This is a genomic window from Methanobacterium sp., from assembly GCA_016222945.1.
Classification (GTDB): domain Archaea; phylum Methanobacteriota; class Methanobacteria; order Methanobacteriales; family Methanobacteriaceae; genus Methanobacterium_D.
Genome location: JACRPY010000002.1, coordinates 116,821 through 129,540, shown reverse-complemented (window position 1 = coordinate 129,540; position 12,720 = coordinate 116,821). Strand labels below are relative to the sequence as shown.

The 12,720-nt window shown below is 31.8% G+C and carries 8 protein-coding genes; 1 reads left to right on the top strand and 7 read right to left on the bottom strand.

The annotated features are described in order from the left end of the window. Positions 1 to 116 precede the first annotated feature (116 nt). From HZC47_00640 to HZC47_00620, 5 genes are all read right to left on the bottom strand, one after another. Positions 117 to 728 (bottom strand): ATP-binding cassette domain-containing protein, encoded by a 612-nt coding sequence (locus HZC47_00640; protein MBI5679396.1) that lies wholly within the window; start codon positions 726 to 728, stop codon positions 117 to 119. Continuing rightward, a complete protein-coding gene (locus HZC47_00635) occupies positions 718 to 1,764 on the bottom strand; it encodes an ABC transporter ATP-binding protein (protein ID MBI5679395.1) in 1,047 nt (348 codons plus the stop codon). The genes HZC47_00640 and HZC47_00635 overlap by 11 nt, the downstream gene beginning before the upstream one ends. Before the next feature lie 49 nt (positions 1,765 to 1,813). Then, complete coding sequence (locus HZC47_00630; protein ID MBI5679394.1) at positions 1,814 to 2,668, bottom strand: ABC transporter permease; 855 nt, start codon at positions 2,666 to 2,668, stop codon at positions 1,814 to 1,816. After that, positions 2,665 to 3,654: an ABC transporter permease gene (locus tag HZC47_00625; protein MBI5679393.1), complete on the bottom strand. Its 990-nt coding sequence runs from the start codon at positions 3,652 to 3,654 to the stop codon at positions 2,665 to 2,667. The genes HZC47_00630 and HZC47_00625 overlap by 4 nt, the downstream gene beginning before the upstream one ends. A 120-nt stretch (positions 3,655 to 3,774) precedes the next feature. Continuing rightward, positions 3,775 to 5,373 carry an ABC transporter substrate-binding protein gene (locus HZC47_00620; GenBank protein ID MBI5679392.1) on the bottom strand — a complete coding sequence of 533 codons (1,599 nt, stop codon included), beginning with the start codon at positions 5,371 to 5,373 and terminating at the stop codon, positions 3,775 to 3,777. A gap of 635 nt (positions 5,374 to 6,008) precedes the next feature. Between HZC47_00620 and pyrB the strand changes: the two genes are divergently transcribed. Next, positions 6,009 to 6,923, top strand: coding sequence for an aspartate carbamoyltransferase (pyrB, locus tag HZC47_00615; protein ID MBI5679391.1), 915 nt, complete (start codon positions 6,009 to 6,011; stop codon positions 6,921 to 6,923). Positions 6,924 to 7,148: 225 nt separating this feature from the next. Here pyrB and HZC47_00610 read toward each other — a convergent pair whose 3' ends face one another. Together HZC47_00610 and HZC47_00605 are read right to left on the bottom strand one after the other, a co-directional pair. Further along, positions 7,149 to 8,297: an orc1/cdc6 family replication initiation protein gene (locus tag HZC47_00610; protein ID MBI5679390.1), complete on the bottom strand. Its 1,149-nt coding sequence runs from the start codon at positions 8,295 to 8,297 to the stop codon at positions 7,149 to 7,151. An 889-nt stretch (positions 8,298 to 9,186) separates the two neighbouring features. Continuing rightward, positions 9,187 to 12,612, bottom strand: coding sequence for a PAS domain S-box protein (locus HZC47_00605; protein MBI5679389.1), 3,426 nt, complete (start codon positions 12,610 to 12,612; stop codon positions 9,187 to 9,189). Positions 12,613 to 12,720 lie beyond the last annotated feature (108 nt).

Sequence of the window (12,720 nt, the reverse complement as noted above, 5' to 3'; positions counted from 1 at the left end):
TTGTTTTTATTTAGTTTATTTCTGTTTGATATTTATGCTGGTTTATCTTTTATTTCCATAAACCCTCATATTTATCCTAAATAGAAAAAATAATTAAATATTAAACTATTTTACAATCAAACATTGTTTATATCATCTAAATATATAGTATCATGGCATAACTGCTTGATTAGCTTTTTTTCATGGCTTACAACCAATACCCCAATATTTTGCTCTTCAGCTATGTCCAAAATCGTGTTCCATATTTGGGCTTGAGTAATAGCATCCACCATTGTAGTTATTTCATCAGCTATTAAAAACTTAGTTTTAGGGCTTAAAGCCCTTGCCAGGGCAAATCTTTGAAGTTCTCCTCCAGAAAGTTCATTGGGCCACCGATTGAGCCAGTTCTTTTTTATTCCAAATGAATCTAAAATATCCTGCGGAACGTTATATCCTTCATTTAAAATGTCTTTCATTTTCCATTTGGGATTCACCGCTTTTTCTGGATGTTGAAATACAAGTTGCACCGAATTATATCCTTTTACTGCAATTTCACTGTTATCAATGCTTATATTCCCTTGATAGTTATTTTCATATCCAGATAATATCTTACACAGTGTTGATTTTCCACTCCCACTATCCCCAATCAATCCTATTATCTCACCTCTGTCTAAAGATATATTCACATCCTTCAAGATGTAATTATCTTTTTTATAGCCAAAATTTATATTTTCACCTTTAAGACACATTATTACACCTCACAACGCCTCCAATAATCTTTTTTAGTGGAGGAATATTTTTAGAACAAATATCGTCCTTTTTAGAGCATCTTTCATAGAAAACACAACCATCAACAACTTCATTCTGCATTGGTTGGTGACCATCAACTGCTTGAAATTTGTTTTGAGGAAGTGCATTCCAGAGGGCCTTAGTATAGGGATGTCTTAAATTTTCACCATTATTTTTAAAATCTTCAACATTAGCTACTTCTAAAACTGTGCCTGCATAAAATACTGCAATTTTATCAGATATTTTTAGTGCAGCTTCTATATCATGAGTTATAATGATAACAGCGCAGCCATTATTAGCCATGTCCTTAAAATAGTTTAATGTTTCATTTAAGGTTTTTTCATCCAGTCCAGGGGTTGGTTCATCTGCAATTATGAGCTTTGCAGAGCTTATTATAGCAGTAGAGACTAAAACTCTTCTAGCCATGCCTCCAGATAATTCATGTGGAAACATTCTATCAACTTCTGGTTTTAAATCATATCTTTGGAAAATTTTTCTTTGAAGATTTTTCATTAATTTCTCATTTTCTTCATCAACAGCCCCCATTACTTGATTAGAAACTCTCATTAAAGGATCTAAATAGTTTATAGACTGGGGAACCAACGCTATTTCTTTACCTCTAAGCTCTTCCTTTCTATTTTGAGTAAGTTCTAAGCCATTATATTCTATTTTACCACTAAGATTTGCATTTGAAGGTAAAATTCCTAAAATAGCATGGGCCAGAAGGCTTTTACCAGACCCACTTGAACCAACAATAGCTAAAACCTCACCATTGTATGCTTCTATACTCAAATTAGAAATCACATTTAATTCTGTTTGTCTAAGCCCTGAAACATATTGAATAAAAGAAAGTGAAACATCCTGCACCTTCAATAGGGCTTCACTCTTTTCTCTTTCTTCAGGAATTACCTTAACTTCATTGCCTAACTCTTCTTCAACAATTACACTAAATTCGTTGCTAAACTTTTCATCACTTATTTCAACTTTATTTTCCATGTTTTACACCACTTTTAACATTTTAATGAAATTTACCGAATTAATCAGCTCATTCATGAGCACTCTTTGGATCTATTAACTTTCCTAAATTATCTCCAATCAAATCAAACACAAGAACCACAATTAAGAGTGCTAATCCGGGGAAAAATGCAAGCCACCAGTATCCTGCAGATAAATATCTCATAGACTCTGATAATATTATACCAATTGCTGGCTCGTGTGGTGAAAGCCCAAAACCGAGGAATGTAACTGAAGCCTCATGTAAAATCGCATGTGGAAACATTAAAATAGTTCCCAACAGTATTTGAGGAATTAAATGTGGAAATATGTGTTTTGTAGCTATCCACCATTTGGACCTTCCAAGATTTCCAGAGACATGAATATAATCCTGAGTTTTGATTTGCTTAATTTCCGCTCTTATAACCCTCGTCAAGCTTGTCCAATGAGTTAACGCAACACCAAAAATAACACCCATTGCTCCCCCTCCTAATCCAATTGAAATAAGGATTATTAAAAGAAGATGGGGAATTGAAAGAAACAGATCAACTAGCCAGGATATAAAGGAGTCAGTTTTCTCTCCAACACTTGAAACTAATCCTAGAATTATAGCTAGTATAGTGCTAAATGTAGAGGCAATAGCTCCAATCATTATACTTAAACCTAAACCCTCCAAGGTTCTTATAAACATGTCCCTGCCCATCCAATCTGTTCCAAATGGATGTTCCAGGGAAGGAGGAAGGTTTTTATAGGCAAAATTGGTAGGTAATGATTCACCACCTAAAAATAAGCTTGAAATTACAATTGTAACTAACAAAAAGGAGGTGAGGCCTATTATTAAAATGGTTTTCTGTCTTAAATTCAGTCCTCTAAATAATCCCTTCTTTAACGCTACATTAGTATTCATGAAGCTGCCTCCTGCTGTCTAATCCTTGGATCAACAAATTCATATATAATATCAGCAATTGAGTTTCCAAAGAAGACAAATAATGTACTAACAATAACAATTCCTAAAAGTAGAGGTACATCTGATCTAAGTCCTGCTGCTACTGCAGCTTGTCCAATTCCAGGATATGAAAACACCTGTTCAACAAGGACTGCCCCACCAAACAATTCACTGAATCCTAAAAACTGCAATGTAATGGCTGGAAGAGCTACATTCCTAATTCCATGTCTTAATACTAAATTTAGTCCTTTTTCACCTCTTGCCTTAGCAAATAATACATAATCACTGGACAAAACTTCTGTTAGTTTTTCACGGGTAAACATTGCAATTTGTGCAACACCTAACAAACTTAAAGCTATGGCAGGAAGGATTAAATGCTGTAACCAATCAAAAAAGGTTACATTACCTGCTGTGACTCCTATTGGTACACTTAATCCAATAGGAAACCATCCTAAATACACTGAAAACACCATTAGTAGAATTAAAGCCAGCCAAAATGTGGGTGTCGCAGCTAAAGTGTAACAGTAAGTTTTTATTACTCTATCTATCCATGTTCCTCTTTTCATTCCAGCTATTATTCCTAAAATAAAGCCTAATATACCTGAAATTAGCCAGGATGCCATCATGAGAATTAAGGATGCAGTGAATCTTTCTTTAATTACGTCACTAACTGGGGTTCTATAAATTAAAGACATTCCAAAATTTCCTTTAACAATATTTCCAGCCCATTTCACGAATTTATCTTGTGGGGGCGTATTTACTCCCCAATATTCTTCAAGCTGAGCTTTCTTCTCGGGAGTTATAGACATTTCTCCAACATATGCCCTGACTGGATCAATTGGAGACTGTTCTATAAGCCAAAAACTAGCAAGACAAACTACGATTAAGAGAGTTATTAATTTAAAGGTCTTTTTTCCTGCAAAAACCCATAATTTTTTATTTTCCACATTATTTCCTCCATCTAGCAATTTTATTTAAAATAAATGGAGTATACACCAAAGAGCTTTAACTTCAGTGTTTTACTCATAAAATTTGTTTTTGTGTCTATAAACAAATTTAATTTCTATTTATATCGTTTCATTTCCTTTACGCTTCCATTCATATATATTACCAAAAATATCAGCGCCATGAGGCTGGATTTTAGGAGTTCCAATATCTAAATCTTCATCCATGATGTATAGATACTTAAGAGTGGCAATCCATAACCATGTAGCATCTCCTTTTTGAGAATAGCCTGTGGTTCCATCCCATGCAGCTAATTTCCAATCTTTATTAGCAGTATTTTGGTTAAAATTAGTCATAGCATTTCTTAAATGGGTATTTACTATAGAATTGTTGTAAAATATTGCATTATCATATTTGCTAAACTTGCCTTTACCTGAACGAATACCGTAGTATCTTAAATATACATCAGTAGGGTCCAATGATCCATAACCAAAAACCACCGGATTGGAATACACCAATGAATCAATTTGATTCCAGCTTTTACCTTCAACATTTATTTTTATACCCAGCTTTTTTGCCTCTTCACTAAGCGAAACAGCTAATGCTTGCCTTTCCTGCCTATCAGACGGATATAAAATAGTAAATTCTGCTTTTATTCCATTTTTCTCTACTATACCATCGCCATCAGTGTCTTTCCAGCCACCACCAGTTAAAATTTTCTTGGCTTCTTCCATCTTTCCATCTTCAAAGACAGCTTCCTTATTTCCAAAAGGAAGTTTATCTACACCAGTAAATTCTTCATTTCCCTGTCCATTTAATGCTCCATTGATTAATACTTGCCTATCAATCCCAATATTTAGAGCTTTCCTAATTGCAGCATCTGAAGTCACATTATTTCCAATTGTATAGTTATTTTCAGTTTTTTTACCTGTATCTGGCTGCATTGGAAAATTAATTCCCCTTGCGTCAACAGAATCAAGAGATACTATCTTCATACCATCCACTGTCTGATTAGCAAAAGAAACAGGTATTTCAGCTATATCCACTTTTCCAGCCTTAGCTGCAGCAAAGGCTGTGTCTGAAGACATGAACAAGATAGTTATCTTTTTAAAATATGGTTTTTGACCATAATAATCTGGATTAATTTCGAATATTGCTTGCTGACCTTTATTCCACTGTACAAATTTGTATGGACCAGAACCTATTGGTTTTTGCCCATAAGTTGCGTTATTATAAGCATGTTCAGGAACAATACCTAATGATACAAGTTTATTGATAAATGTTGCTTGAGGATCCTTTAATTTAAATTCAACTGTAGTATTATCCACGACTTCCGCACGCTCAAGCATGGATAAATCTAATCCTCCGCTGCTGTTAGCTGCAGTATTAAATGTAAATGCCACATCTTTTGAAGTTAAAGGTACTCCATCATGGAATTTAACATCGTTTCTTATTTTAACTGTCCATTTCAATCCATTATCACTAACAGAATAATTTGTAGCCAAATCATTAACTAGCGAAACGTTATTATTTCTTTTAAAAAGAGTACTTTGAACTAGTGGCTCTTTTCCATTCGCCCATTTATTAATAGGATCAAAACCAGCTTCTGGTTCTCCACCATGTACTCCCACTGCAGCTACTAATTCATCTGCAGCTCTAGAAGTTGAACTAAAAGACATAGCAATAATAAAAATCCCTAAAATTACAGCTACTACTCCCATAATTAAATATTTTTGATTCTTAATTTAAATGCCTCCTGATACTTTTTAAGACAGATGTAAGTTAACTTTAAGCGGTATTGTTTTCTAATGGCATTTTTAATGTCCAAACGTTCCTTTTCTAATATTACTTTTTTTAAAAATACCATTATTGAGTAATACTTTTTAAAGTAAACTTACGATACTTTGAATTAAACTATTTTATTATAAATACTTTTCTGTAAAATAATATTACAAAACTAAACGCCTCATATAAAGTGAGTATTACTACAAATAACCATACAATCTCCTATTACTAAAATAAAGATAAAATAGGATACTATCAGGAAAATAAACATATATATCCATAAAATAAGTTTAAAAAATATATACAAGTGAATAATAATCATTCAGATATCAAGAGTTAATTTCTTAATAGAAATATTTAAACAATTGAATGTACAATGATAGCCTAAAAACAGGTTCTTTTAAAATAAATATTAATTATTCTTAATTTAAGTTGTGAAAACTCTAGTTAAACTCCATATTGAATTTAAAAGTAAAAATGCCAACAAATATAAATGAACTATGGATTCATAATTATATTTATATTAGATTTATATTAATTCAAGTTAAATTACTCTATTAAAGGTGGATTTATGGACTTCAATCAAAAAAATATTATTTCAATAAGGGATTTTGACAAAAAAGACATTGAATACATCTTAAAAATTGCTGAAGAGATGGAACCTATCGCCAGATCAAAGGAAACATCTGACATACTATCTGGAAAATTATTAGGAATGCTTTTCTATGAGCCATCTACACGAACTCGTCTTTCCTTTGAAGCAGCGATGAAACGACTTGGTGGCAGTACCATTGGTTTTGCTGAAGCAGGAACAAGTTCAGCAACCAAAGGAGAAAATCTAACCGACACCGTTCGAATCATAGGAGAATATTCTGATGCAGTAGTTATAAGGCATAATATGGAGGGAACAGCAAGATTTGTAGCCAATATAGTTGATGTTCCTGTAATAAACGCTGGTGATGGTGCTGGTCAACACCCAACCCAGACTTTACTTGATCTTTACACAATGAAACGTATTCTAGGAAAGATTGATAAATTACACATTGCCCTTGTAGGTGATTTAAAATATGGAAGGACTGTACATTCACTGGCCTATGCACTAGCCATGTTCAATGTTGATATGAGTTTTGTATCTCCAAATGAGCTTAAAATGCCGCGAGAAATACTCCACGACCTTAATAAAAGTGGAGTTGAAGTATATGAAACAGGAAACATTCACGATGTTTTAGATAAAACTGATGTTCTATACGTTACAAGAATTCAAAAAGAAAGATTTCCCGACCCAACAGAATATTCAAGGATTAAAGGAGCATACACTATTGATTCTAAACTCTTAGAGGGTAGTGATGCAATTGTTATGCATCCATTGCCACGTGTGGATGAAATATCACATGATGTGGATAACACCAAATATGGAAAATATTTCCAACAGGCCTTTTATGGTGTACCTGTAAGAATGGCTCTTTTAAAATCAATAATAAAATGAATTTTTACTTTTTTTTATTCATTTAGAGCTAAATTTGTATTTTTTGTATTTTTCATTGGTGGAATTGAACTTTTATAGACTATTTTTTTTAATTATTAAAAAATTAAAATAAAAAGAGTATGTTTTCAAGTGAAAAAATTGAAAAAATTTTATTTTAGATATAAAAAATATATAATTTTGTTGAAATATGTGACCAAAAAATAAGGTGTATTTCAAGTGTAAAATTTAAGCATTCCACATAGCATCTTCAAGAAGGCCAATTTCACATTGTAAATCAATTATGTTTGTTCTTCCTTTTCCACGGCCTCTTGAAATAGTTTTTGTTGAAATAAGCCCTAACATTTCCAGTTCATTTATAAAATCAAATATTCTTCTGTAGGAAACAGAATCTCCCTTGGAAAATTCTTTATAAACTTCATAAAGCCTGCCTGATGTTATTTCTTCCTTTCGCTTTGTAAGATAGAGTAATGACTCTAAAACTTTCTGCTGCTGGCTTGGTAACGTCATTATAATGTCTGTGACTTTATTATGCTCAATATAGTCCTTAGCTTCCCTTACATAATCTTCAAATACCACTTCAGAACTTTTTTCATCTGCAAGCTCTCCTGAAGTTCTTAAAAGATCAAGAGCATATCGTGCATCGCCTTCTTCTTTTGCAGCAAGAGCAGCACAAAGTGGAATTACATCATCATTCAAAACATTTTCCCTGAAAGATAATTCTGACCTTTCATTCAAGATATCAACAAGCTGTTGGGCATTGTATGGTGGAAAAACAATTTCACGGTCACGTAAACTACTTTTTACCCTTGGTTTTATGAATTTTTTAAATTCAACATAGTTACTTATTGATGCTATTGCAACATTATCTGTTCTTGTAAGGGTGTAAAGAATACCATCGCCATCATTTTTAAGTAATATATCAATTTCATCAAGAAGAATAATTAAAATAAGGTCCTTTCCAAATACATTTTTTTTAAACAAGTTTCTAAATGACTGGATCACTTCTGCTTTTGTCCAACCCCTGTATGGAACATTTTGACCTAATTGCTGGCATAAACGAGCTATAACTTGATATTCAGTTGTATAATCTGTGCATCTAATATATTCAACCCTTACATTCATGTTTTTATCTTTTGCAACTTGTAATAACTGTTTTTTTGCAAATTTTGCAACTGCTGTCTTTCCAGTCCCTGTTTTACCATAAATAGTCACGTCTGGAGGAGTAACATTATTTAAGGCTTCAATCCAGTATTTCGCAACGGATCTTATTTGTTCTTTCCTGTGAGGTAAGTTATCAGGCAAGAATCTATGATCCAAATATTTCTTGCATTTAAAAACTGTATTCTTTTCACCAAGCTCTTCAAAAATATTCATACGAACCACTCATTTATAATTAAAAGAAGCTTCTAAAAATAATCATTTAGGCTTCAAAGTTATTAAGGGAATACATCAATACACTTGAAACACTTGCAACCATGCTCCCATCTATTAAATTGTCACTCAAGCATATAAATGTTCAAAGAGAGAGGTGCATTTCAAGTGTATAATATTATTTATTTAATATTTTTTATTATTCATTAGATTGAGTAAGACAGTAATTTCCAGTGTAACTTGAGAAGTATAAAAATTTTATTTTGAGGATAGAGTCATTCATTTCCAGTGTAAGATGAGATTGAAAGGAAAATTTGAATATTTATAATACTATATTTTCTAATAATGTTATATAATTGGTTAAATAAGATAATTATCACGTTTAAACCTGAAATAATACATTTAAACATTTATTTTATAAAACAAACACATATAAACTGATAAAAATTTTAGAACAGTTCAATAAATCGTTTTTGATATAATATCTTTTTGTGGGTGGAAGATAAATTTCAACTGTAAAAATTTTAAGTGGCTTTTTTTGAGAAAGACGTGTATTTCAACTGTAAACATTGATTTTGAGGAATTATTTTTTAGTTAACACTAACTCTATATGGAATTATGTACAAATTTAGACATTGGTTTCAAGTGTAAATTGATCATATAATTTAAATAAAACATGAACAAACCCAAAACTTGTTTTAATATATTATAGTATCACGTTCAAATTTAACTATAGATACATGATACGCCAGAAGATTTTTCTATAGGAATAGTTCCTCTAAAGTTCAAATTTAACCAATAGATACATAATACATGAAATACCTTAAAAATTAAATATCACAGGTAAGGGCGTTTAATTTGACTATAATTACATAATACAAATAAATATAGTTTAAATTCTATCTTTATATTCTAACTCACTGAATATTATTTTAAATTCAGTTCCATGGTTTCTGCCAATCTCAATATTACCATCTATTTGGTTGATTAAATTAATTACTAACTGTAATCCCAGAGTTTTTGTTTTTCCAAGTTCAATATCATGAGGTATTCCAACACCATCATCAGAAATAGTTAAAAAATATTTATCGTCCACTAATTTAAATAAAATTTTAATTATTCCTTTTTTACCTTGTGGAAATGCATATTTAGCACTATTAGTAACTAATTCATTGATTATTAAGCCTAATGGTACTGCAGTGTCAATACCAATGTTAAGATCATCAATATCTAGCTCCAATCCAATCTTCCCTTTAATACCATAAGAATTGAAGATATCTGACACCAAATTTTTGATATACTCCTTAAAATTAATTTTAGAGAAACTATCTGACTGATAGAGCTTCTCATGAACCAAAGCCATACTCTTCACACGACCCTGGCTTTCCTTTAAAACATCTACCGTCTCATCAATATCTTCAAACTGTATTTGCAGGTTCAAAAGACTACTAATGATTTGCATGTTGTTTTTGACCCTATGATGTACCTCCTTTAAAAGTATCTCCTTCTCTTTTAAAGAACTTTTAATTTCTTCTCTATCTCTTATTTTCTGTAAAGCTAAAGAATAGAAGTTAGATAATCTTTTAATAGCATCTAGATCATGTTCAGTGTAATCTCGGCTACTATTAGCAATAGAAATCTGACCCATAATCTCATTTTTCAACATAACTGGAACCGAAAGGAATTTCTCAATTTTAAAATGCCCATCAACTTTACTATATGATGGGTAAGAAACAGCATCATTGGTAAAAAAGCCCCTTTTAATATTTAAACTATGACCCATCAAACCACCATATATATTATCTTTATCAAGTTTTAATATAGGTTTTTGAGGTCCTTTAAGAGGCATAGAAGGTATTACTGATAGAATAATTATTTCTTTACTAATGGGTTTGATCTCTCCTATAAGTCCAGATTTACTATCAGTTAGTTTTAATGATTGATTGAGAATTAAATTAGCAATTTCATCAATGGTACTTTTTGAGGAAACTAATTGTGGATAAATTTTATTTAGAGCCTCATTTACCTTTAACTCCCATTTAAGATAATCATTAGCTTTTTTTTGTTTGGTTGTGTCTAAAAGACTGGCTACACTCTTTTTAGTTCCAGGAATTAAAGCAACAAATAACATTATATCTTTTAATTCCCCATAACGATTAAAAAAGCGAAACTCATAGTTTTCGGGAACTACTTCTGGGTTAATCCTCCTTTGACGGTGATAATTTTCCATTTTCTCCAAATCATCTTCAAAAATAAATTTGGTCCACTTTATTTTACCTTCTATCTCATCCACACTATAACCTGAAAGTTTTTCAAATTCAGGATTAGCTAGAGAAATAGTGGTATCATCTTCAATAATTACAGTTGCTGCCCCACTATAATCAAAAATAGTTCTGTAATACGCTTCAGATTCCTTAAGAGCTTTTTCTGACTTTTTACGTTCAGTTATATCTCTTATGATAGATGTAAAGTAAATCTTTTCATTTGTTTCCCATTTAGTCAGTGACATTTCAAAGGGAAACTCATTACCATTATTTTTAAGCCCTGTAGTTTCAATAGTCCGTCCTACTAAACTGTGCTCGCCAGTAAACCTGAATTTTTTAAGAGTTTTCATGAAATTTTTCCTGAACCTTTCAGGCATTAATTTAGTGAGTTTAGAATTTTGTAATTCATCCTGAGTGTAGCCAAACATATTCAGCAAACTATCGTTGAAATACAAAATTTTACCTTGGGAGTCAGTGGTTATTATTCCATCAACAGCATATTCAGCCAAAGCACGGAAACGTAAAACATTTTTTTCCAATGCTTTTTGTGTTTTTTTAAGATCTGTGATATCTATGGCTGATGCTAACCATTTATCAGTTCCGGGAATGGCTGTCACAGTAACATACATTACCAGCAGATCTCCACTTTTTTTGATGAATACTGTTTCATATCCATGTGGTGCTGACTTTTGGTCTATCATCCTCTTTTGGTGATATTCCATCATTTTTTCTATATAATCAGGATGGACAAGTTCCATCCACTTCATCTTACCCTCAACCTCTTCACGGGAATAACCACTGAGACTCTCCCATTCAGAGTTAACCATGATGATAGTGCCATCATCTTTAAAATTCAAAATTGCAGTTCCACTATTCTCAAATATGGCTCTATATCTACTTTCAGATTTTTCATGCTGCTGAAGAAGTTTTTGTTTCTCTTTTAAGGAGGATTTAAGCTTGTTTTCTGCTTTTTTAGTTTCAGTCACATCTCTGAAGAAAACAGTCATTTTATCTTCTCCAGTGTTTATTGCATGGACTTCAAATATCCCCACGATTTTCTCCCCATCATACTCTACTTGATTGGTTTCATAAGTTTCTCCTATTGATGCAACTTTTTTATATGCCTCAAGTATATCTGTTCCTTTTAAGTTTGGAAAAGCTTCTTCAATTGTTTTTCCTATAAATTGGCTGTTGTCTACCTTTAAAATTAGATCAGCCGATTTATTAGCACCAGTGAAAATTAACTGGCCATCACTATTAAGAACATAGTGATGTGCTCCATAAGGGGCCACATCCATGACCTTTTTAAGTAAATCCTCAGCAATTTTGTGTTCAGTGATGTCCCTAAAAATCCCTTGTATGATTTGTTTATCTCCATATTCAACAAGACTTGCTGTTATATCCACTGGAACTTTCTTATTATCTTTAGTTAAAACTAAAGTATCAAAAACAGCTACATTTCTTTTTGAAATGTTTTTAAAGGCTTTTTGGATTTTTTCAAGTTCTTCGAGGGGATGTATATCATTAATGTTTAATTTAAGAATTTCATTTTTAGAATAACCAATTAATTCCTCAGATTTTTTATTACATTCAATCAAATTACCTTCTAGATCTGCCAACATAACTGCATCACTAGAAAAATCCATCATTGCCCTATATTTCTCTTCACTTTCCTTAAGTGACTCTTCTGACTTTTTTCGTTGAGTGATATCAGTGGCTATGTGGATAATTTTATCCAAATCACCATTTTCATCAAAAATAGGGGTGCATGAAACCAGAGCATGACCTCCAAATGCTTCCATTTCCATTTCAACTGATTCAGTCATGCCTTTTTTAGTAAGATTGTCCAGAGGACAGCAAAAAGGAGCTTCTTTAGAATCAGAACTATGAATAAGTTTAAAACATTGTCTCCCTATTATTTCATCCTCAGAAAGCCCTATATATTTATGAAACGATTTATTAGCAGCTAGAATAAAATGTGATGAATCTAAAATAAGTGCAGGGTGATTAATTGCCTGGAAAAAATCTTCCCAATTTATATTACTTACTTCCAAATAATAACATCTCCCAACCTTAAATGTCTTTTACCTTTGTTTTATAAAATTAAATTCATGTTACAGATTAGTATATTATTATTGTTCTTTATAAGATTATAAGTCCTA